Genomic DNA, 19,459 nt, shown 5'->3' with positions numbered 1-19,459 from the left:
GCGGCGTGTGGGGCGTGGCCCCTGGGATGGTCGGACGGTCGGTCACGACGGCGGCTACGAGGCGAACAACCGCACGGGCCATGCGGCATGGACCTCCGCGCTGATCTCCAGGAGCGGCGCCGACGCAGCGGGCAGCGCGTCGACCCCCTCCTGAAGTGCGCGTATCGCCGCGTCGGCCGCCTGCTGGGCCACGAGGTCGAGGTCAGGGGCGAGCCGGGCCAGGACCGCCGTGGCGTCGAAGGGGTCGAGGCTGAGCAGCCGCACGGTCGCCGTCGCCGGGCCGCTGACTCCTTCGTACGCCGAGCAGTACGCGGCATCCTTGGGCCCGAGCCCGGCGGCGCGGGCGGTCAGCCCGAGGACGACGGGCTGGTGGGCCCCCTTGGGATACCGCCGGGCCAGTGCGTCGAGTTCGGGGTGCGGCCAGGTGGCGCGGGCGGCCCGCATCATCTGCCGGCCGAGCCGCCGCGCCGCCGTCCGCAGGGCGGGCGAGGGCGTGCGGGCGTCCGCGGCCTCGTCCAGGGCTTCCGGGTCGACGCCGAGGGCGGCCGCCGCGGCCAGGGCCGCCGAGACGAGCCCGGAGGTGTGGAGCCGCCCCCTGCAGAACGCTTCCAGGCTCGGGGCGCCGGTGATGCGGCCTGCCTTGACGGCCGCCTCGGCCCCGCCGGAGTGTGCGTGCCCCCCGGCGGGGAAGCGGCCGTCGGCCAGGACGAGGAGTGCTGCTCGTGACATGGGAATCGTCGCCTGAACGCTTCGGGGCCGTCAGAAGAGGAAGTACCGCTGGGCGAGCGGCAGTTCGGCGGCGGGTGACGGTTCGACGAGCTCACCGTCGATGGTGACGGCGAAGCTGTCGGGGGCGACCTCGACCCGGGGCAGCGCGTCGTTCTCGCGCATGTCGGCCTTGCTGCGGCCGCGGGTGGAGCGGATCGCGGTGAACGGCTTGTCCAGGCCGAGGCGTTCCGGGAGGCCGTCGTCCAGTGCCGACTGCGTCACGAAGTTGATCGAGTTGAGGCCCGGCGCCTTGCCATGGGCTCCGTACATGCGGCGCGGCAGGACCGGCTGCGGGGTCGGGATGGAGGCGTTTGCGTCACCCATCTGCGCGTACGCGATCTGGCCGCCCTTGATGACGAGCTGCGGCTTGACGCCGAAGAACGCCGGTTCCCACAGCACCAGGTCGGCGAGCTTGCCCGGCTCGACCGAGCCGATCTCGTGGTCGATGCCCTGGGCTACGGCCGCGTTGATCGTGTACTTGGCGACATAACGGCGCGCGCGGCGGTTGTCGGCGCGGGTGTCCCCGGGCAGGAAGCCGCGGCGCCGCTTCATCACGTGCGCGGTCTGCCAGGTCCGCATGATGACCTCGCCGATGCGCCCCATGGCCTGGGAGTCCGAGGACATGATCGAGATGGCGCCGAGGTCGTGCAGGATGTCCTCCGCCCCGATCGTGGTGGGCCGGATGCGGGACTCGGCGAAGGCGAGGTCCTCGGGGACGGCCGGGTTGAGGTGGTGGCAGACCATCAGCATGTCGAGGTGCTCCTCGACGGTGTTGACGGTGTGCGGCCGGGTCGGGTTGGTGGAGCTCGGCAGCATGTTGGGGAGCGAGACCGCCGTGATCATGTCGGGGGCGTGTCCGCCGCCCGCGCCCTCCACGTGGAAGGCGTGCAGGGTACGGCCCGCGACCGCGTCGAACGTCGCGTCGATGAAGCCCGCCTCGTTCAACGTGTCGGTGTGGACGGCGAGCTGCGCGCCGGTCTCCTCGCAGACGTTCAGGCAGGCGTCGATGGTGGCGGGCGTCGCGCCCCAGTCCTCGTGGATCTTGAAGCTGACGGCGCCGGCACGGAGCTGGGCGTGCATCGATTCGGCGTTGACGGTGTTGCCCTTGCCGAGGAACCCGATGTTGACCGGGCTGGATTCGAGCGCCGCGAACATCCGGGCGAGGTGCCAGGCGCCGGGGGTGATGGTGGTCGCCTTGCTGCCCTCGGCGGGTCCTGTGCCGCCGCCGAAGAGGGTGGTGACACCCGAAGCCAGCGCCTCGTCGACGATGGTCGGCGAGATGAAGTGGATGTGGGTGTCGATGCCGCCCGCGGTGAGGATCTTGCCGTTGCCCGCGATGACCTCGGTCTCCGGGCCGATGACGAGGTCGGGGTGGACGTTGTCCATCGTGTCCGGGTTGCCGGACTTGCCGATGCCGGTGATCCGGCCGTCGCGGATGCCGATGTCCGCCTTGACGATGCCCCAGTGGTCGATGACCACGGCGCCGGTGATGACGGTGTCCGGGGCGCCCTCGGCGCGGGTGGTGCGGGACTGGCCCATCGACTCGCGGATGACCTTGCCGCCGCCGAACACCGACTCGTCGCCGGAGCGTCCCGGACCGCCCGAGCGGTCCTCCTCGATCTCGATCAGGAGGTCGGTGTCGGCGAGTCGTATCCGGTCACCGGTGGTGGGGCCGAAGAGATCGGCGTACGCGGCACGGGACAGCTCAGGCATCGAGGGCACCTCCGGTTTCGCCGCGCAGACCGGGCACGACGCGCTTGCCGGCCAGCGGGACGAGTTCGACGTCGACGGGGATTCCGGGCTCGAAGCGCACGGCGGTTCCCGCGGCGACGTTGAGCCGCAGTCCGTGCGCGGCGCCGCGGTCGAAGTCCAGACCCGGGTTGGCCTCGGCGAAGTGGTAGTGGGAGCCGACCTGGACGGGGCGGTCGGCGGCGTTGAGGACGGTGAGGCGGGTGACCTCGCGCCCTTCGTTGAAGGGGACGGGGTCCTCCGCGAAGAGGATCTCTCCGGGAACCATCCCCCGGCCCGTGCCGTGCGTTGCGGCATGCATGAGGCGCGAACTCCCGTCAGACGATCGGCTCGTGGACAGTGACGAGCTTGGTGCCGTCCGGGAAGGTGGCCTCGACCTGGACGTCGTGGATCATCTCCGGGATGCCCGGCATGACGTCGTCACGGGTGAGGACCTTCCGCCCTGACGACATGAGCTCGGCGACGGTGCGGCCGTCGCGGGCCCCTTCGAGGATGTGCGAGGTGATGAGGGCGATGGCCTCGGGGTGGTTGAGCAGCAGCCCCCGCGCCCTTCGTTTCTCGGCCACGTCCGCGGCCACATGGATGAGCAGTCTCTCCTGCTCGTGCGGGGTCAGTTGCACGCGTCCCACCTCAAAGTTCTCACTCCGGACCGTACGGGGTCCGGCTGCCGCGGCCACCGCGACGGATATAGATGTAACACACAGCGAAGGTGCGCGATCTTGCGCACCCCGGATAGAGAATCCGCTGGTGGCGTGCCCAGGGAAGGTAGTTGAGAGGAGTTTCAACGAGGTTAACCAGCCATTGACTGATCCATGACCATCAGCTGGGCTGCGCCATACCGATCAATGCCTTGAGGCGGTTTCGGGGCGCGCGGGTCCCTCCGGGTTCTGACACACATTCCGTCAGTTCGGTGGTCAGGAGTGGGAGGACTCGGTCTCGTCCCACACCCATCCGGTCCGGGGGAACTGCTCGAGCAGGGCGGAGAGGGACGGCGCCTGGTGGATGGCGGACGACCAGTCCTCCGCGGAGACATCGAGCGTCACCAGAGGCGGAGTGTCCTGACGGAAGTCATAGGCAAGCAGTTCGCGGCTTCCGTCACCACCGATGACGACGGCGCCAGGAAAGCGCTGCTGGAACTCGCCGGCCTCATTGATGCCGATGAGCTCGGCCGGCGCGTCGATCACCAGGAAGTCGCCGGCGGGAGGAACGAACTGGCTCAGACGCCCCTCGACGCTCAGGAAGTCCCGGTAGTCCTGCGGAAAGCGGACCCCGAGGTGCTGCTCAACCTGCGCGATCTGGTCGTCGTTCGAAGTCATGAAGCAGTTTTACCAAGGGCACCGCCCGCCTGGCGCCGCCCGCCCCGTGCCACTCGGCTACGTCGCGCCGGGTCCGCGGTGCTCGGCCGCGATGCCGAACCGTCGGCGCTCCGAGGGCGCGGGTGACACGGAGCCGACCGAGGTGACCGTACTGACCGTTCGCTCCTGCGCGGCGTCGGCGAGCCCTTCGAGGCGTTCCAGATCCTCGGCGGAGACGAGCGCCACGAGCGGCTTGCCGTGCCGGGTGACGACGACCCGCTCGCCGCCGTACACGACGCGGTTGATCAGCTCGGCGAGCTCTGCGCGGGCTTGCGTCACCGGAATCTCGTAGGCCATGCCTCCAGCTTAGACGCCGCGTTTCCCGGGCTCCGAGTCCGAGCGCTCCACCACGCTCCGTACGTCCTGTACATTTTGTACGGAGGCTGGTCGTGCCGCGACCAGCGGAAGAGAGGCGTGCCATGAACCGTCCTTCTGCCCGTTACGTCCTGCCCGAGTTCACCGAACGCACCAGCTCGGGGACGCGGACCATGGACCCGTACTCCAAGCTCCTCGAAGAGCGCATCGTCTTCCTCGGCACCCCCATCGACGCCACGTCGGCGAACGATGTGATGGCGCAGCTCATGCACCTCGAATACCAGGCGCCCGACCGCGACATCTCGCTGTACATCAACTCCCCCGGCGGCTCGTTCAGCGCGATGACCGCGATCTACGACACGATGCGGTTCGTCAGCTGCGACGTGGAGACGACCTGTCTGGGTCAGGCCGCGTCGACGGCCGCCGTCCTGCTCGCCGCCGGCACGCCCGGCAAGCGGTCCGCGCTGCCCGGTGCGCGCGTGCTGATTCATCAGCCCGCCCTCTCCGAACCGGTCCAGGGGCAGGCGAGCGACCTCGCGATCCAGGCGGCCGAAGTGCTGCGCATCCGGGCGCTGTTGGAGGAACTGCTCGTACGGCACACGGGGCAGAGCCCGGAACGCATCACCGCGGACATCGAGCGGGACAAGATCCTCGACGCCCGAGCGGCCGTGGAGTACGGGCTCGTGGACCGGATCATTCCCAGCCGCAAGACCTCGCTCACCGCACCGGACCCGAGGTGAACCGCCGATGCTGCCGCCCGAACTCCCGCCCCTGCCCGCCCTGACACGCGCCGAGGCGGAGTTGATCGACCGCTACCTCGAAGTCGTCGACCTGCTCGGCCGGATCAATCCGGCCCGCGCCGAACACACCTATGGCGGACTCCGCGCCGCCCAGGCGCTGGTCGGCCGGGCGACCGCCCTGCGGGACGCACTCGCCCTCATGCACCGGCGGGGGGAGAGTGAGGTGCACGCGCCCACGCTCGCCCGGGCCTTGCGCGTCCTCGACGGCGAACGGCGGGCCGGACGGGTCGCCGTGCCACCCCTCCCGGACGCCTGAACCCCCGTCAGCCGCCCGCCTTCTGCCACCGGCACGTCCCGGCCCGCTTCGAAACGGACCAGTCGGGCTACCCCGGACGGCGTATTCGAACATCCTTTGCCACGCGGTCTCCACTTGCGCCCGGCGGCTACGGCAACTTCGGAATTTCGCGTTCCACTGCTGGTCGAGCCGTCGTCAGACCGCGGGTCCCGGTACCGATTTCGACCGTGTCCACCTGAACAGGTCAGTCGTGAGGAGCCTCACAAAAGGCCGTTTCGGCTCGGTTTTCGGACCTGTTTCGGGTCAAGATCCCTTCCGACGACAAGCCCCCGCCACAGCGGCGGGGCGGTCCGGGCGGACGCCGAGTCCTGCCGCCACCCGGATGACCGGTCGACATTGGTTGCAACGGCAGGAGTGGAGGACCCAGCACGACGGGCCCGCCCGGAAAGTCCGGGACGACGCCCTTGGGGTGAAGCCGCAGAGCACGACGCGGCCGGGCATCTTCGCCTGCCCGAACCCGACAGGTCATCCTTCACAGGCGGCTGACGAAGGGTTGCGCATGACCGCGCTGAATCATGTTCCGTCGCTGCTCAGCAGGACCGGTGCCGCATCGGTCCTCACGCTCGCCGTCGTGGGCGGCACCGTCGTGGCCCCCGGGCTCACCTCGGAGGCCGAGGCAGCGACCCATGGGACCAAGGCGCTCCAGATCGCGGCTTCGAAGAAGGGCTCCCCGTACCGTTACGGAGCGGTGGGGCCCAACCGCTTCGACTGCTCGGGCCTGACGCTCTACTCGTTCAAGCGAACGGGCAAGAAGCTGCCGCGTACCGCCGCCGGGCAGTACAACAAGACCAAGCACGTCTCCAGGTCGCAGCGGACCCGCGGCGACCTGGTGTTCTTCCACTCCGGGCGGAACGTCTACCACGTCGGGATCTACGCGGGTAACAACCGCATCTGGCACGCCCCGAAGACCGGAACCCTCGTGCGCCTGGAGAAGATCTGGTCCCAGAACGTCTGGTACGGGAGGGTCCGCTGACCCTGCCGCGGCCGACCGGCGCATGCCTCGCGTCGCCCGGTACCGGTACCGGTGCTTGGAACGCGCCGGCCGGGATATCCGTACCGGATGGCTGACGAGCATTCCTGTACCGCCCGCAACGAAACGCCGCTGGAGCGCGCCGACCGCAACTTCGCGGAGCTGCTCCAGGAGTTGAGGGTGACGCAGACCGGCGTGCAAATTCTGTTCGCCTTTCTGCTCTCCCTCGCCTTCACCTCGCGGTTCCCGGCCCTGGACGCCGTGCAGCGCGGCACCTACGTCACGACGCTGCTGCTCGCGGTGCTCGCGGCGGCGCTGTTCACGGCCCCCGCGGCGCTGCACCGGTCGCTGTTCCAGCAGCGCGCCAAGCCGCTCGTCGTGCGGGTGTCGTCCCGGCTCGCCGGGGTCGGCCTGGGCGTGCTGGTACTGGCGCTCACCGGCTCCGTACTGCTCGTCGTCGATGTGACGGTGGGACGGGTCGCGGGGGCCGCCGCGGGCGTCGGGACGCTGCTGGTCTGTATCGGACTGTGGGGCGTGCTGCCGCGCCTCGTACGACGCCCCGCTGCTCATGAGGGCGAGACGGCGCCGGCCAGGCCCGCCGTGACGTCAGGAACGGCTCGCGGAGGAGCACCGGGCCCGATGCGCCGAGAGCGGTGCCGGTGACGTGACAGCCACGGCAGCGCGGGCGATGCGGACGACGCGGACGCGGACGGTACGCAGCCGCCGGGCGGTCAGTGGGCGGCGTCGCGGTGTTTGCGCTGGACAGGCGCTCGCCAGGGCAGCGCGATCCACACGGTCTTGCCCCCTTCGTCGGTGGGGCTGACCGAGAGCCTGCCGCCGCACTCCGCGGTCAGCCAGCGGATGATGACCATGCCGCGGCCGTTGTCCTGCTGGACCGCCGCGGGCAGTCGTCTCGGGTAGCGCGGGTGACTGTCGGTGACGCCGATCCGCAGTTGCTCGTCCTGGTCCAGTTCGATGTCCACGGTGAAGGTGGGCGACTGGCCGAGAGTGTGCTGCACGGCGTTGGTGGCGAGTTCGGAGACGATGAGCCGGATCGTGTCGGTCACCTCGGCGTCACCGGGCAGGCCCCATTCGCTGAGCACGCGCGAGACGTATTTCCGGGCGGCGGGGACCGAGGCAGGATCACTCGGCAGGGTGACGGAGGCTTCCTGGTGGTCTGCCATGGCGACGCTGTCCCTTTCCCACCGGGACCGGCCTGCCGACTCTCGGCGGATGACTCGACGACCGTCCCGGACTGGTGCTTCGCGCCAGACTGCCACTCCTTGGCCGGTCACGCCCGGCGATCCACCGAGATGTGCATATATCTGTCGCTCGAAGCGGTGAACTCTGCTACTGCCGAACGTATTTGGGCGAACGCCTCGCGGTTCCTCTACTCTCGCCTACTGCCCCGCCCTGCCGCCGGGAGAATCCGACGGCTCCGCCGGAAGGAGACGGGCATGCAGTACGGCCCCGCGGTGCGTCGCCGCCAGCTCGGTGCCGAACTGCGCGCGCTGCGCGGCGAGGCGGGACTCACCAGCAGCCAGGCCGCGGCCCGGCTCGGCTGGCACCAGTCGAAAGTGAGCCGGATCGAGACGGGCCGCAGCGGCGTGAAGGCCTCCGACGTGCGGCTGCTGCTCGCCACGTACCGGGTGCGGGACTCCCGGCGCAGTGAGCTGCTCGTCGCGTTCGCGGGCGCCGACGACCCCGGCACGGGACGTCATCACTGGTGGAAGGCGTATCGCGACCTGCTGCCCGCCACCTATCGCGACTTCATCAGCCTCGAGTCGCAGGCGTGTTGGGTGCGCACCCTCGAAACCAGTGTGGTCCCCGGTCTTTTGCAGACCCCGGAGTACGCCCGCGCGGTCACCCGGGCCGCGCTCGGCGGGCTGCCGGAGGAGCGGGTCGACGCGCTGGTGGAGGTGCGCCTGGCCCGCCAGGACGTGTTGCGCGCGGATCCGCCGCTGCGGCTGAGCGTGGTCCTGGACGAGGCGGTGCTGCGGCGCCCGGTGGGCGGGGCGCGGGTTCACGCGGGGCAGTTGGCGCGGTTGCGAGAGGTGTCCCTTCTGCCTCATGTCCGGCTTCAGGTGTTGCCGTACGCCGCCGGTGAGCATGCGGGCCTGATCGGTTCTTTCGTTATCTTTTCATTTCCGGACATTGCTGATCTGGATGTGGTTGTTCTCGACCATTTGACGAGTAGCCTCTACCTCGAACGGAAAGAAGACCTCCAGGCCTACACGGAGACCTTCGACTCCCTTCAGGTACAGGCGCTTTCACCCGAGGACTCAACGGAATTCATCGCCGGGCTAGGCGACGGCGCGTAAGGAGGCACCATGACCGCAATGCCTCGGTACGTACCTTCCAGCACGATGCTTCAAGGTGCGCAGTGGCAGCGCAGCGACTACAGCAACGGAATGAACAACTGTGTCGAGACGGCCACACTCGACTCGGGTCCGCTGACCGGCCTGCGAGCCGTGCGTGACTCGAAGAACACCGCAGGGCCCGCCCTGCTCTTCTCCCCCGGCCCCTGGGAGACGTTCGTCAACAGCCTCCGGTGAGCGAACCGCCCCTCGACGGGCCCGGAACGCGTCACCTGGGTGCACAGCGGCTGATCACCCGTAGGGCACCGGCGATCTGTGCGTCGGAGAGGTCCGCGCGGGCGGTCAGCCGCAGCCGTGAGATGCCGTCCGGCACCGACGGCGGACGGAAACAGCCGACTGCCAGACCCTCGGCCCGGCAGTCGGCGGCCCATCGGACGGCCTGCTCGGGCGAAGGCGCGCGCACGGAGACGACGGCGGCGTCGGGACGTACCGCCGAAAGACCTTCCGCCGTGAGGCGGCGATGCAGCTCGGCCGCGACCTCGCGGGCGCGGGCGGCGCGCTCGGGTTCGCGGCGCAGCAGGCGCAGGGCCGCGAGCGCCGCGCCGACGGAGGCGGGGGCGAGGCCCGTGTCGAAGATGAAGGTGCGGGCCGCGTTCACCAGGTGCTCGATGACCCGGGCGGGGCCGAGCACGGCGCCGCCCTGGCTGCCGAGGGACTTGGAGAGGGTGAGGGTGACCACGGTGTCGTCCGCGCCCGCGAGCCCCGCGGCGTGCGGGGCGCCCCGGCCGCCGTCGCCGAGGACACCGAGCCCGTGCGCGTCGTCGACGATGAGTCCCGCCCCGAACTCGCGGCAGACAGCGGCCAGTTCGGCCAGTGGAGCCATGTCGCCGTCCACCGAGAACACCGAGTCGGACACCATGACGGCGGGGCCGCCGTGGGCGTCGAGCGTCTTGCGCACCGCCTCGGGGTCGGCGTGCGGGACCACCTGCGTCGCCGCGCGCGCGAGCCGGCAACCGTCGATGAGCGACGCGTGGTTGCCCGCGTCGGAGACGATCAGCGAACCGTGCGGGGCGAGGGCGGTGACGGCGGCGAGGTTCGCCGCGTAGCCGGAGGAGAAGACGAGGGCCGCCTCGAAGCCGCAGAATTCGGCGAGTTCCCGCTCCAGTTCGGCGTGCAGTTCCGTGGAGCCCGTGACGAGCCGGGACCCGGTGGCGCCGCCGCCCCAGCGCCGGGCCGCGGCGGCCGCGCCCTCGGTGATCTCCGGGTGCCTGGTCAGGCCGAGGTAGTCGTTTCCCGCCAGGTCGAGAAGGAGGCCCGGGTCGGCGGGGCGCGGGCGCAGGGTGCGGACGAGACCGGCGTCGGCCCGCAGCCGCGCCTGCTCGTCGAGCCAGCCGAACGCCGTGCCGGATGCGGTGCCCGGCGTACCGTCCGACGGGTCGCTCGGCATGGGGGACGCGCCCGTCACGGGGTGCCTGTTTGTAGACATTGCACAGACCCTAGCCGTCCTGCCACCTGGCCAGGGTGTGGCAATACCCACACCTCAAACCGGTTCTGTTGTGCGGATCCTCCTTGGCCGGGAACCCTGCTGTGCGTAAGGATCAGCGCCATGGACCTGCTGAACACGCTGGTGGACAAGGGGCTTCGGCGCGAGCTGCCGACCCGCGAAGAGGCGCTGGCCGTACTGGCCACCTCCGACGACGATCTCCTCGACGTAGTGGCCGCCGCCGGGAGGGTGCGGCGGCACTGGTTCGGGCGACGGGTGAAACTCAACTATCTGGTCAACCTCAAGTCGGGCCTGTGCCCGGAGGACTGCTCGTACTGTTCGCAGCGCCTCGGTTCCAAGGCAGAGATCCTCAAGTACACGTGGCTGAAGCCCGACGAGGCCTCGCGGGCCGCGGCGGCCGGGGTCGCGGGCGGCGCCAAGCGGGTCTGCCTGGTGGCGAGCGGCCGCGGCCCGACCGACCGTGACGTGGACCGGGTGGCGCAGACCATCGCTGCGGTCAAGGAGCAGAACGAGAGCGTCGAGGTCTGCGCCTGCCTCGGCCTGCTCTCGGACGGCCAGGCGGAGCGGCTGCGGGGCGCCGGCGCGGACGCGTACAACCACAATCTCAACACGTCCGAGGCGACCTACGCGGACATCACGAAGACCCACACCTACGCCGACCGCGTCGACACCGTCCAGAAGGCGCACGCGGCGGGTCTTTCGGCCTGCTCGGGGCTGATCGCGGGCATGGGCGAGAGCGACGATGACCTCGTCGACGTCGTGTACGCGCTGCGCGAGCTGGACGCGGACTCGGTGCCGGTCAATTTCCTGATCCCCTTCGAGGGCACGCCGCTGGCCAAGGAGTGGAACCTCACCCCGCAGCGCTGCCTGCGCATCCTCGCGATGGTCCGCTTCGTCTGCCCGGACGTCGAGGTGCGCATCGCGGGCGGCCGCGAGGTCCATCTGCGCTCGATGCAGCCGCTCGCCCTCAACCTCGCCAACTCCATCTTCCTGGGCGACTACCTGACCAGCGAGGGCCAGGCGGGCAAGGCGGACCTGGAGATGATCGCGGACGCCGGTTTCGAGGTCGAGGGCACGGATCAGGTGACGCTGCCCAAGCACCGCGCGGACGCGGCGGCCGCCGCGGGGGCCTGCGGCTCGCATGCCGGGAGCGGCTGCGGCTCGCACACCGAGGGCGGCTGCGGCTCGCACGAGGGCGGCGGCTGCGGGCCGTGCGGGACTCCGGAGTCCGCCGCCGCTCCGGTGGCCGAGCCCGGCGAGGCACGCACGGACCTGGTGGCGGTACGCCGCCGGGGCGCGGGAACGGATCTCGCGCCCAATGCCTGACCTCTCCACTGCCGAACTGCTCGCGCTCGACCGGCAGCACGTCTGGCACCCCTACGGGCCGATGCCGGGCCGCCAGGAGCCCCTGGTCGTCGAGTCGGCGAGCGGCGTCCGACTGCGCATCGCGGACGGCGGCCCCGAGCTGGTCGACGGCATGTCGTCGTGGTGGTCGGCGATCCACGGCTACAACCACCCCGTCCTCAACGACGCGGTGCGCGGCCAGCTCGACCGCATGAGCCACGTCATGTTCGGCGGGCTCACGCACGAGCCCGCCGTCCGGCTCGCGAAGCGCCTTGTCGACATGTCACCCAAGGGTCTCGAACATGTCTTCCTCGCCGACTCGGGCTCCGTCTCGGTCGAGGTCGCCCTCAAGATGTGCCTGCAGTACTGGCGCTCGCTGGGCCGCCCGGCGAAGCAGCGGGTACTGACCTGGCGCGGCGGCTACCACGGGGACACCTGGCAGCCGATGGCCGTCTGCGACCCCGACGGCGGCATGCACGACCTGTGGCAGGGCGTCCTGCCGCGCCAGGTGTTCGCCGACGCGCCGCCCGCCGCGTACGAGGAGACGTACGCGACGCACCTGCACGACATCGTCGAGCGCCACGCCCATGAGCTGGCGGCCGTGATCGTCGAGCCCGTGGTGCAGGGCGCGGGCGGCATGCGCTTCCACTCCCCCGACTACCTGCGGGTGCTGCGCGAGGCGTGCGACGCGCACGACGTGCTGCTCGTATTCGACGAGATCGCGACGGGCTTCGGCCGCACCGGAGCGCTGTTCGCGGCCGATCACGCGGGTGTCACGCCCGATGTGATGTGCCTGGGCAAGGCGCTGACCGGCGGCTATCTGACGCTGGCGGCGACGCTGTGCACGCCGCGGGTCGCGGACGGCATCTCGCGGGGCGAGGTGCCCGTCCTGGCGCACGGGCCGACGTTCATGGGCAATCCGCTGGCCGCCGCGGTGGCGGGCGCCTCCATCGACCTGCTGCTCGGGCAGGACTGGCAGACCGAGGTCAAGCGCGTCGAATCCGGCCTGCGGGACGGTCTGGCCGAGGCGGCCGGTCTTCCTTCCGTACGGGAGGTCCGGGTCCTCGGCGCCATCGGGGTCGTCCAGCTGGACCACCCGGTGGACATGGCGGCGGCGACGCGGGCGGCGGTCCGCGAGGGCGTGTGGGTGCGGCCGTTCCGCGACCTGATCTACACGATGCCGCCGTTCGTCACGGGCGACGACGACGTGGCACGGATCGCGCGCGCCGTGTGCGCCGCGGCGAAGGAGGGATGACATATGGCAGTGATCGTGGTGTCCGGGACGGGCACGGAGATCGGCAAGACGGTGACGACGGCCGCGGTGGCCGCCCTCGCGCTCGCGGCGGGGCGCAGTGTCGCCGTGCTCAAGGGCACGCAGACCGGGGTCGCGCCGGACGAGCCGGGTGACGTGCGGGAGGTGACGCGGCTCGCGGGCGACGGCATCACCACGCTCGAACTCGCCCGGTTCCCCGAGCCGTTGGCGCCGAACACCGCCGCGCGCCGGGCCGGGCTGCCGCCCGTACGGCCGGCGGACGTGGCCGAGGCCGCGGCCAAGCTGGCGACGGAGCACGATCTGGTGCTCGTCGAGGGCGCGGGCGGTCTGCTCGTACGCCTCGACGACGAGGGCGGAACTCTCGCGGACACCGCCCGACTGCTCGGCGCGCCGGTCCTTGTGGTCGTCACGGCGGGCCTCGGCACCCTCAACTCGGCGACGCTCACCGGGGAGGCGCTGCGGGCCCGCGGGCTCACCCAGCTGGGCGTCGTCGTCGGCAGCTGGCCCACGGCGCCCGACCTCGCTTCCCGGTGCAATCTCGTGGACCTGCCCGAGTCGGCGGGCGCGGACCTCATCGGCGCGGTACCGGCAGGCTCCGGCCTGCTCGACGGGCCCGGCTTCCGTGCGGCGGCGGGCAGTTGGCTGGGCCCGGAGCTGGGCGGCACATGGGACGCGGCGGCGTTCAGGGAGCGGGAGGCGCCTGCGGCGTGGGGGCGGAGGGAGAAGCGGCCCGCACCGGGGCGAACAGCTACTTCGGTGGGTTGAGCTTGCGGAAGTACGTCCAGCTGGTCTCGTTCGGCTCGCTCCACTTCTCCGGCGCATGAGCGAACTCCGGGTGGTGCCCTGCGACATAGGCACGGGTGCGCTCGGGGACCTCGGCGTGCGAGCCGAGTTTGCGGCCCCGGCAGTGGTAGGTCAGGCCGCCGGGGCGCTGCCCGCGGGCCATCCACGGGAGCCACGGCGACATCCGCGTCCACGACATGGTGGCGGGCACACTGGGCGCCGGTCCTGCCAGATCGGCGCGGTCGACGAAGAACTGGAAGAGTTCGAGTGCCTTGTACGTGTCGCCGGACGAGTGGACCGGGTACTGGGCCACCGGCAGCGGCGAAGGGTAGGCGAGCGGGATCTCCAGGCTGAAACAGACCTGGCCGCCGAGGTCGGTCGTCGGGATCGGGAAGGGCCGCCACTTCTGGTTCGCCGGGTCGTTCCAGACGTGCACCACCGGCAGGTCCTGCCAGGTCTCGAGGATCTCGCGGGTGACGGGGTCCAGGTAGAACGCGGCCTCGCGGGTGAGCAGTTGGTAGGCGTCCGGGCCGTTCTCGGCGTCCTGGACGAGGCGGGAGACGTTGAGCCCCTCGAAGCCGAAGAGGCGCTGGTAGGGCTCGTCGGGGGCCCAGGAGTACACGTCTCCCGTCCACCAGTAGGTGACCTCCTCACCATCCAGTGAGGCCCGGGTACGGGCGAAGGAGCGGAGCAGTTCTGCGGGTGTGGTCGTACTCGTCATGGGAAGTACTCTGCGCGCCCGCCGCCGCGGTCGGGGCGGGCGCCCGACGACCGGGCCCGGAAATGGCCGGAATACCGCACCATGGCGGTATCCGCCCGCTCCGTCGAGGAGGACCCATGCCGCCTCGCTCCACCGCATCCGTGCCCAGGGACGCCGTGCGCCACCCCGTCTTCGCCCGCTTCTACGCCCGTCAGAGCGTGGCCCTCGAACCCGTGCTCGGCCGCCATCGCCGGGAACTCCTCACCGGGCTCTCCGGGCGGGTCATCGAGGTCGGTGCGGGCAACGGTCTCAACTTCGCGCACTACCCCCGCGCCGTCTGCGAGGTCGTGGCGATCGAACCGGAGCGGATTCTGCGCCGCCTCGCGGTGTCGGCGGCCCTGCGCGCGGACGTGCCCGTCGATGTCGTACCGGGCGCCGCCGAAGCGCTGCCCGTCAAGAGCGAGGCGTTCGACGCGGCCGTCGTCTCGCTCGTGCTGTGCAGCGTACGCGATGTGCCGCGGGCACTCGGCGAGCTGCGCCGGGTGCTGCGGCCCGGCGGTGAGCTGCGCTTCTTCGAGCACGGCCGGGCGCCGGGGGCGCTGATGGCCACCACGCAGCGCGTCCTGGACCGCACGGTGTGGCCGCCGCTGTTCGGCGGCTGTCACGTGGGGCGGGACACGCTGGGCGCGCTGCGCGCGGCGGGGTTCGGGATCAGCGACCACCGTCATGTCCTCGTGCCCGAGAAGGGGCCGCGCCTGCCCACCTCGTACTGCGTGATCGGCACGGCACTGCGCCCGGACAGCGCACCCTGACGTCCGGACGCACCCGGTCCGGACGAGTCACGTGCGCTGACCCGCTCCCGGGGCAGAACCCATCGGCCGCTCTCACAGACTCCACTGGCGCAGCTCGTCCGCGATGGCGTGCACGTTCGCGCCGTCCTCCTTCACCAGGCGGGCGAGCTCACGCACCTGCTCGGGCGAGGTGACGACCTTCAGGCCGCTGGAGACGAGGTAGGCGTACGCGACGGAGCAGGCGAAGAGCGCGTTGGAGCGCTCCAGTGCGGGGATGTGGAGCAGGACCTGGAGGAGGGCCGCCGCGCGGTCGTGCGGCGTCTCGTAGACGGGCAGTCCGAATATCTCCGCCTCGTGTCTGGCGACGGCGGCGACGAGCGCGCCCCAATCGGTCACCTGGGGGTCACCGGGCGTCTTGTGTTCGGCGACCATCAGGAGCCAGGCGAGGTCGATTCTGAGGTTCAAGGGCTCAGCGACGACCTTCACGCACCGGGCGGCTGCCCTCGCGCTCGACGCCGAACTCGTCGGCGAAGACGGATTCGTACTGCTTCATGAAGTCGGCCGCGGCCTCCACGAAGGTGTGCCCCACTTCGCCGGAGTCCTGTTTGACCAGCTCTTCGATGTAGCGGTTGACGCTCATGCCCCGGGCCAGGGCGCGCTCACGCGCGGCCCTCGCGGTGTCCTCGTCCACCCGCACGTTCAACTGGGTCTTCGCCATACCGTCAAGCTAGCGCTCGGGTGCTAGCACGACAAGGGCGCAGGACCTTGCCCCTTACATACGTATCCGGGACCCGACCTCGGAGGGATACCGGACACCCAGCTGACCCCACTACTCTCTGCGGGGTCAGGGGAGTTGGAACGGCCACAACCCAGGAGGCCGACTTGTCCGCACCTGCTTCGGCACCGTTCACGGGCCGCTCGGGGCCCGCCGGGGCCGCCGCGCGCGCCCGCGGTCTCACCAAGGCGTACGGCTCTGGCGAGACGACCGTCCTCGCCCTCGACTCGGTGGACGTGGACATCGCGCGCGAGCGCTTCACGGCCGTCATGGGCCCCTCCGGCTCGGGGAAGTCCACCCTGATGCACTGCCTGGCCGGGCTCGACAGCGTCTCCGCGGGGCAGGTGTGGCTCGGCGACACGGAGATCACCGGCCTCAAGGAGCGCGAGCTGACCCGGCTGCGGCGGGACCGCATCGGCTTCATGTTCCAGTCCTTCAACCTCATCCCCACGCTCAACGCCCTGGAGAACATGACGCTCCCGATGGACATCGCGGGCCAGCGGCCCGACCGCGACTGGCTGGAGCACGTGATCGACACACTGGGGCTGCGGGACCGGCTGAAGCACCGCCCCTCACAGCTGTCCGGCGGGCAGCAGCAGCGGGTGGCCTGCGCGCGGGCCCTCGCCGCGAAGCCCGAGCTGATCTTCGCCGACGAGCCGACGGGCAACCTCGACTCGCGGGCCGGCCTCGAAGTCCTCGGCTTCCTCCGGGACGCGGTGGACCAGCTCGGCCAGACGGTGGTGATGGTGACCCACGATCCCGGGGCCGCCGCCCACTCCGACCTGGTCCTCTTCCTCGGCGACGGACGGATCGTGGACGACATGGAGCGCCCGACGGCGGAGACGGTCCTGGAACGCATGAAGCGGTTCGACACGCTGCACGCGGTGCATCCCGGTACTCCCGCGTCCACCCCTGTACCCGCCAAGGGTCCGTCCGGCAGCCCGCCCGACACTCCGTCCGACAGGTTCCAAGCGTCCGACACGTCCCACACGCCCGACCCATCCGATACTTCCGACAGTCCGTCGGAACAGAGCTGAGCCGGGGGCCGCGGTGCTGAAGGCGACACTCAGGAGCTTCCTCGCGCACAAGGGCAGGCTCATGCTCTCCGCGCTCGCCGTCATCCTCTCGGTGGCGTTCGTCGCGGGCAGCCTGATCTTCTCGGACACCGTGACCCGCACCTTCGACCGGCTGTTCGCCTCGACTTCGGCCGATGTGACGGTCGAGGCGAAGGACGACCTCGACGAGGCGGTGCCCTCCGGGCAGACGTCGACGGTGCCCGCGCGCCTCAGGGAGCGGGTGGCCGCGGTCCCCGGCGTCAGGGACGCGCACATCGACGCGGCCGTGGAGAACATCACCGTCGTCGACCGCGACAACGAATCCGTGGGCCCGACGACCGGCGCCCCCACCATCGCCACCAACTGGTACCCCACCGACCGCAGCCCCGTGGAGCTCACCTCCGGCCATGCCCCGCGCGGCGCCGGTCAGGCACTGCTCGACGCGGACACGGCCGACAAGAAGGACGTGGAGATCGGCGACACCCTCACCGTTCTCGCGCGCCCGGGCTCCTTCAAGGTCGAGATCGTCGGCATCGCCACGTTCACCACGACGAATCCCGGCGCCGCCCTCGTCTTCCTGGACACCCCGACCGCCCAGCGCGAACTGCTCGGCTCGACGGACCGGGCGACGAGCATCTCGGTGACGGCCGCCGACGGTGTCGCCGATACGACGCTCAAACACCGGATCGCCGCCCAACTGGGCTCGGGCTACGACCTGAAGACCGCCGACGAGCAGGCCGAGTCCGCCGCGTCCGAGCTCGGCGGCTTCCTGGACGTCATCAAGTACGTGATGCTGGGCTTCGCCGGAGTCGCCGTGCTCGTCGGCATCTTCCTGATCGTCAACACCTTCTCGATGCTCATCGCGCAGCGCACCCGCGAACTGGGGCTGCTGCGCGCGCTCGGCGCCGACCGCAAGCAGGTGCGCCGCTCCGTGCTCATCGAGGCGCTGCTGCTCGGCCTGGCCGGCTCGACGCTGGGGCTCGCCGCAGGCATAGGTCTCGCCCTCGGTCTGATCAAGCTGATGGGCCTGCTCGGGATGAACCTGAAGTCCACGGAGATGGTCGTCGGGTGGGCCACTCCCGTCGCCTCGTACGTCGTCGGGGTCGGCGTCACCTTCGTCGCGGCGTACCTCCCCGCCCGGCGGGCCGCGCACGTCTCGCCGATGGCGGCGCTCGCCGACGCCGAGATCGCCGGGGTGGGGCGGCCGTTGAAGGTGCGGGCCGTCGCGGGCGCGCTCGTCGGGGCGGCCGGCGCCGCCGCGCTGGTGGGCTGCGCGAACGCGTCGAAGACCTCGTCGGCCGCGTCCCTGCTCGGGCTCGGCATCGTCCTGACCCTGATCGCCACGGTCATCGCGGGGCCCCTCCTGGTCCGCCCGGTGATCCGGGTCCTCGGCGGCGCGTTCCCGGCCGTCTTCGGCTCGATCGGCCGGATGAGCCAGCGCAACGCGCTGCGCAATCCGCGTCGTACTGGCGCCACGGCCGCCGCGCTGATGGTGGGGCTCGCGCTGGTCGGCGGCCTCTCGGTGGCCAGCGCGTCCATGACCAAGTCGTTCGACCGGCAGATAGACAAGACGCTCGGCGCGGACTTCGTCGTGCAGAACAGCAACTTCGTGCCGTTCTCGTCGGAGATCACCGAGAAGGTCGGGGGCACCGAAGGCGCGGGCCTCGTGGTGCGCCAGCGCTTCACGCCCCTCAAGCTGGCGATGCCCGACGGCAAACACGTCGAGTCCACCGCCGCGGGCTACGGTCCGCGGCTCGACGACGTCGCCAAGGTCACGTACGCGCAGGGCAGTTCACGCACTGCGCTCGCGGACGGCCGGATCGGCATGGACAAGGACTACGCGAAGAAGCACAAGGTGCGTCTCGGTGACACGCTGGCGGCGACGTTCCCCGGCGAACGCAAGGCGAAGCTGACGGTCGGCGCGCTCACCGACCAGGACTCGGCCGAGGGGTTCGGCGTGGAGGGCGGGCTCTTCCTCGGGTTGGGCACGGTCGAGAAGTACGTGCCGGGCGGCCAGGACTCCGCGCTGTACGTCAACGCGGCCTCCGGCACGGACGTGGACACCCTGCGGGCGCGCCTGGACCGGACGCTCGACCCGTATCCGCAGGTACAGGTGCGCGACCAGGCCGACTACAAGGAGCTGATCCGGCAGCAGATCGCCGTGATGCTCTACCTCGTCTACGCGCTCCTCGGACTGGCGATCGTCATCGCGGTGCTCGGCGTGGTCAACACCCTCGCCCTGTCGGTCGTGGAGCGCACCCGGGAGATCGGGCTGCTGCGCGCCATCGGTCTCGGCCGGCGCCAGCTGCGCCGGATGATCCGCCTGGAATCGGTGGTGATCGCGGTGTTCGGGGCGCTGCTCGGGCTCGCGCTCGGCCTGGTCTGGGGCGTCGCCGTCCAGCAGGTGCTCGCGATGCAGGGGATGAAGGAGCTGGCGTTCCCCTGGACGACCATCGTCGCGGTGGTGATCGGCTCGGTCGTCGTCGGCCTCGCGGCGGCGCTGCTGCCGGCGCTCCGCGCGTCACGCATGAACGTCCTGGCTGCGATCGCGCACGAGTGAGGGACCGGCCCCGCCATCGAGGAGCTGGTCGGCGTCTGACGGCGACCGCTCCCCCGCGGCCCGCATGGTGAAATTTCCATGCGCCGGGGCGCGGACCGGTGATG

Annotated in this window: 23 protein-coding genes and 1 riboswitch; of the genes, 12 read left to right on the top strand and 11 right to left on the bottom strand. The window is 70.9% G+C overall.

Annotation, left to right across the window (positions count from 1 at the left end; genetic code table 11):
* Window positions 1-54 precede the first annotated feature (54 nt).
* The 6 genes from AC07DI_RS28295 to AC07DI_RS28270 all read right to left on the bottom strand — a co-directional run bounded on the left by AC07DI_RS28295 (window position 55) and on the right by AC07DI_RS28270 (window position 4,169).
* On the bottom strand, window positions 55-729 hold the full coding sequence (locus AC07DI_RS28295) for an urease accessory protein UreF (RefSeq protein ID WP_478906854.1): 675 nt from the start codon (window positions 727-729) through the stop codon (window positions 55-57).
* Between the two features lie 30 nt (window positions 730-759).
* A complete protein-coding gene (locus AC07DI_RS28290) occupies window positions 760-2,481 on the bottom strand; it encodes an urease subunit alpha (protein ID WP_478906852.1) in 1,722 nt (573 codons plus the stop codon).
* Window positions 2,474-2,785: an urease subunit beta gene (locus AC07DI_RS28285; RefSeq protein ID WP_478906904.1), complete on the bottom strand. Its 312-nt coding sequence runs from the start codon at window positions 2,783-2,785 to the stop codon at window positions 2,474-2,476. The genes AC07DI_RS28290 and AC07DI_RS28285 overlap by 8 nt, the downstream gene beginning before the upstream one ends.
* Window positions 2,786-2,834: 49 nt before the next feature.
* Window positions 2,835-3,137, bottom strand: coding sequence for an urease subunit gamma (locus AC07DI_RS28280; RefSeq protein WP_384252836.1), 303 nt, complete (start codon window positions 3,135-3,137; stop codon window positions 2,835-2,837).
* 294 nt (window positions 3,138-3,431) lie between these two features.
* Window positions 3,432-3,833, bottom strand: coding sequence for an SMI1/KNR4 family protein (locus AC07DI_RS28275; RefSeq protein ID WP_478906850.1), 402 nt, complete (start codon window positions 3,831-3,833; stop codon window positions 3,432-3,434).
* A 57-nt stretch (window positions 3,834-3,890) separates the two neighbouring features.
* Complete coding sequence (locus AC07DI_RS28270; protein ID WP_478906848.1) at window positions 3,891-4,169, bottom strand: type II toxin-antitoxin system Phd/YefM family antitoxin; 279 nt, start codon at window positions 4,167-4,169, stop codon at window positions 3,891-3,893.
* Window positions 4,170-4,291: 122 nt separating this feature from the next.
* Between AC07DI_RS28270 and AC07DI_RS28265 the strand changes: the two genes are divergently transcribed.
* From AC07DI_RS28265 to AC07DI_RS28250, 4 genes are all read left to right on the top strand, one after another.
* Window positions 4,292-4,927, top strand: coding sequence for an ATP-dependent Clp protease proteolytic subunit (locus AC07DI_RS28265; protein ID WP_384252841.1), 636 nt, complete (start codon window positions 4,292-4,294; stop codon window positions 4,925-4,927).
* 7 nt (window positions 4,928-4,934) lie between these two features.
* A complete protein-coding gene (locus tag AC07DI_RS28260; RefSeq protein WP_384252843.1) occupies window positions 4,935-5,243 on the top strand; it encodes a hypothetical protein in 309 nt (102 codons plus the stop codon).
* Between the two features lie 370 nt (window positions 5,244-5,613).
* Window positions 5,614-5,778, top strand: a riboswitch (cyclic di-AMP (ydaO/yuaA leader).
* Window positions 5,779-5,781: 3 nt separating this feature from the next.
* Window positions 5,782-6,255: a C40 family peptidase gene (locus AC07DI_RS28255; RefSeq protein WP_478906846.1), complete on the top strand. Its 474-nt coding sequence runs from the start codon at window positions 5,782-5,784 to the stop codon at window positions 6,253-6,255.
* Window positions 6,256-6,342: 87 nt separating this feature from the next.
* On the top strand, window positions 6,343-6,915 hold the full coding sequence (locus AC07DI_RS28250; protein ID WP_478906844.1) for a DUF6328 family protein: 573 nt from the start codon (window positions 6,343-6,345) through the stop codon (window positions 6,913-6,915).
* 68 nt (window positions 6,916-6,983) lie between these two features.
* Here AC07DI_RS28250 and AC07DI_RS28245 read toward each other — a convergent pair whose 3' ends face one another.
* A complete protein-coding gene (locus AC07DI_RS28245) occupies window positions 6,984-7,436 on the bottom strand; it encodes an ATP-binding protein (protein WP_384252850.1) in 453 nt (150 codons plus the stop codon).
* Between the two features lie 273 nt (window positions 7,437-7,709).
* On the opposite strand from AC07DI_RS28245, the gene AC07DI_RS28240 reads away from it, so the two are divergent.
* Both AC07DI_RS28240 and AC07DI_RS28235 read left to right on the top strand, forming a co-directional pair.
* Complete coding sequence (locus AC07DI_RS28240; protein WP_478906841.1) at window positions 7,710-8,573, top strand: helix-turn-helix domain-containing protein; 864 nt, start codon at window positions 7,710-7,712, stop codon at window positions 8,571-8,573.
* Between the two features lie 9 nt (window positions 8,574-8,582).
* Window positions 8,583-8,807 carry a DUF397 domain-containing protein gene (locus tag AC07DI_RS28235; RefSeq protein ID WP_384252855.1) on the top strand — a complete coding sequence of 75 codons (225 nt, stop codon included), beginning with the start codon at window positions 8,583-8,585 and terminating at the stop codon, window positions 8,805-8,807.
* A gap of 31 nt (window positions 8,808-8,838) precedes the next feature.
* On the opposite strand, the gene AC07DI_RS28230 is transcribed toward AC07DI_RS28235, so the two are convergent.
* Entirely contained in the window at window positions 8,839-10,017 is a 1,179-nt protein-coding gene (locus tag AC07DI_RS28230; protein ID WP_478906903.1) for an 8-amino-7-oxononanoate synthase, read from the bottom strand.
* Window positions 10,018-10,176: 159 nt separating this feature from the next.
* On the opposite strand from AC07DI_RS28230, the gene bioB reads away from it, so the two are divergent.
* Genes bioB through bioD form a run of 3 tightly spaced genes read left to right on the top strand, consistent with a single transcriptional unit; the run spans window position 10,177 to window position 13,456 of the window.
* Window positions 10,177-11,400, top strand: coding sequence for a biotin synthase BioB (gene bioB, locus AC07DI_RS28225; protein ID WP_478906839.1), 1,224 nt, complete (start codon window positions 10,177-10,179; stop codon window positions 11,398-11,400).
* Window positions 11,393-12,673 (top strand): adenosylmethionine--8-amino-7-oxononanoate transaminase, encoded by a 1,281-nt coding sequence (locus AC07DI_RS28220; protein WP_478906837.1) that lies wholly within the window; start codon window positions 11,393-11,395, stop codon window positions 12,671-12,673. Before bioB ends, AC07DI_RS28220 begins: the two co-directional genes overlap by 8 nt.
* Window positions 12,674-12,676: 3 nt before the next feature.
* Complete coding sequence (gene bioD, locus AC07DI_RS28215) at window positions 12,677-13,456, top strand: dethiobiotin synthase (RefSeq protein WP_478906836.1); 780 nt, start codon at window positions 12,677-12,679, stop codon at window positions 13,454-13,456.
* Here bioD and AC07DI_RS28210 read toward each other — a convergent pair.
* On the bottom strand, window positions 13,440-14,195 hold the full coding sequence (locus tag AC07DI_RS28210) for a DUF1838 family protein (RefSeq protein ID WP_478906834.1): 756 nt from the start codon (window positions 14,193-14,195) through the stop codon (window positions 13,440-13,442). The two genes, bioD and AC07DI_RS28210, sit on opposite strands and share 17 nt — an antisense overlap.
* A gap of 116 nt (window positions 14,196-14,311) precedes the next feature.
* Between AC07DI_RS28210 and AC07DI_RS28205 the strand changes: the two genes are divergently transcribed.
* Window positions 14,312-14,986: a class I SAM-dependent methyltransferase gene (locus AC07DI_RS28205; RefSeq protein WP_478906833.1), complete on the top strand. Its 675-nt coding sequence runs from the start codon at window positions 14,312-14,314 to the stop codon at window positions 14,984-14,986.
* 72 nt (window positions 14,987-15,058) lie between these two features.
* Here the strand turns inward: AC07DI_RS28205 and AC07DI_RS28200 are convergent, their stop codons facing one another.
* Entirely contained in the window at window positions 15,059-15,430 is a 372-nt protein-coding gene (locus AC07DI_RS28200; protein WP_384252868.1) for a fic family toxin-antitoxin system, toxin component, read from the bottom strand.
* A gap of 4 nt (window positions 15,431-15,434) precedes the next feature.
* Window positions 15,435-15,683, bottom strand: coding sequence for an antitoxin (locus tag AC07DI_RS28195; protein ID WP_384252870.1), 249 nt, complete (start codon window positions 15,681-15,683; stop codon window positions 15,435-15,437).
* Window positions 15,684-15,847: 164 nt separating this feature from the next.
* Here AC07DI_RS28195 and AC07DI_RS28190 point away from each other — a divergent pair, with 164 nt between their 5' ends.
* Both AC07DI_RS28190 and AC07DI_RS28185 read left to right on the top strand, forming a co-directional pair.
* Window positions 15,848-16,777 carry an ABC transporter ATP-binding protein gene (locus AC07DI_RS28190; RefSeq protein WP_478906831.1) on the top strand — a complete coding sequence of 310 codons (930 nt, stop codon included), beginning with the start codon at window positions 15,848-15,850 and terminating at the stop codon, window positions 16,775-16,777.
* 13 nt (window positions 16,778-16,790) lie between these two features.
* Complete coding sequence (locus AC07DI_RS28185; RefSeq protein ID WP_478906829.1) at window positions 16,791-19,355, top strand: ABC transporter permease; 2,565 nt, start codon at window positions 16,791-16,793, stop codon at window positions 19,353-19,355.
* The last annotated feature ends 104 nt before the right edge of the window (window positions 19,356-19,459 follow it).

It is taken from the genome of Streptomyces sp. NPDC044106, assembly GCF_056433985.1.
This window is presented reverse-complemented; position numbering and strand designations above follow the sequence as displayed.

What these genes read in the sequence shown, in the direction of transcription:
- AC07DI_RS28295 (WP_478906854.1), bottom strand. Translation starts at nt 729, where the DNA reads ATGTCACGAGCAGCACTCCTCGTCCTGGCCGACGGCCGCTTCCCCGCC.
- AC07DI_RS28290 (WP_478906852.1), bottom strand. Translation starts at nt 2,481, where the DNA reads ATGCCTGAGCTGTCCCGTGCCGCGTACGCCGATCTCTTCGGCCCCACC.
- AC07DI_RS28285 (WP_478906904.1), bottom strand. Translation starts at nt 2,785, where the DNA reads ATGGTTCCCGGAGAGATCCTCTTCGCGGAGGACCCCGTCCCCTTCAAC.
- AC07DI_RS28275 (WP_478906850.1), bottom strand. Translation starts at nt 3,833, where the DNA reads ATGACTTCGAACGACGACCAGATCGCGCAGGTTGAGCAGCACCTCGGG.
- AC07DI_RS28270 (WP_478906848.1), bottom strand. Translation starts at nt 4,169, where the DNA reads ATGGCCTACGAGATTCCGGTGACGCAAGCCCGCGCAGAGCTCGCCGAG.
- AC07DI_RS28265 (WP_384252841.1), top strand. Translation starts at nt 4,292, where the DNA reads ATGAACCGTCCTTCTGCCCGTTACGTCCTGCCCGAGTTCACCGAACGC.
- AC07DI_RS28260 (WP_384252843.1), top strand. Translation starts at nt 4,935, where the DNA reads ATGCTGCCGCCCGAACTCCCGCCCCTGCCCGCCCTGACACGCGCCGAG.
- AC07DI_RS28255 (WP_478906846.1), top strand. Translation starts at nt 5,782, where the DNA reads ATGACCGCGCTGAATCATGTTCCGTCGCTGCTCAGCAGGACCGGTGCC.
- AC07DI_RS28250 (WP_478906844.1), top strand. Translation starts at nt 6,343, where the DNA reads ATGGCTGACGAGCATTCCTGTACCGCCCGCAACGAAACGCCGCTGGAG.
- AC07DI_RS28245 (WP_384252850.1), bottom strand. Translation starts at nt 7,436, where the DNA reads ATGGCAGACCACCAGGAAGCCTCCGTCACCCTGCCGAGTGATCCTGCC.
- AC07DI_RS28240 (WP_478906841.1), top strand. Translation starts at nt 7,710, where the DNA reads ATGCAGTACGGCCCCGCGGTGCGTCGCCGCCAGCTCGGTGCCGAACTG.
- AC07DI_RS28235 (WP_384252855.1), top strand. Translation starts at nt 8,583, where the DNA reads ATGACCGCAATGCCTCGGTACGTACCTTCCAGCACGATGCTTCAAGGT.
- AC07DI_RS28230 (WP_478906903.1), bottom strand. Translation starts at nt 10,017, where the DNA reads ATGCCGAGCGACCCGTCGGACGGTACGCCGGGCACCGCATCCGGCACG.
- bioB (WP_478906839.1), top strand. Translation starts at nt 10,177, where the DNA reads ATGGACCTGCTGAACACGCTGGTGGACAAGGGGCTTCGGCGCGAGCTG.
- AC07DI_RS28220 (WP_478906837.1), top strand. Translation starts at nt 11,393, where the DNA reads ATGCCTGACCTCTCCACTGCCGAACTGCTCGCGCTCGACCGGCAGCAC.
- bioD (WP_478906836.1), top strand. Translation starts at nt 12,677, where the DNA reads ATGGCAGTGATCGTGGTGTCCGGGACGGGCACGGAGATCGGCAAGACG.
- AC07DI_RS28210 (WP_478906834.1), bottom strand. Translation starts at nt 14,195, where the DNA reads ATGACGAGTACGACCACACCCGCAGAACTGCTCCGCTCCTTCGCCCGT.
- AC07DI_RS28205 (WP_478906833.1), top strand. Translation starts at nt 14,312, where the DNA reads ATGCCGCCTCGCTCCACCGCATCCGTGCCCAGGGACGCCGTGCGCCAC.
- AC07DI_RS28195 (WP_384252870.1), bottom strand. Translation starts at nt 15,683, where the DNA reads ATGGCGAAGACCCAGTTGAACGTGCGGGTGGACGAGGACACCGCGAGG.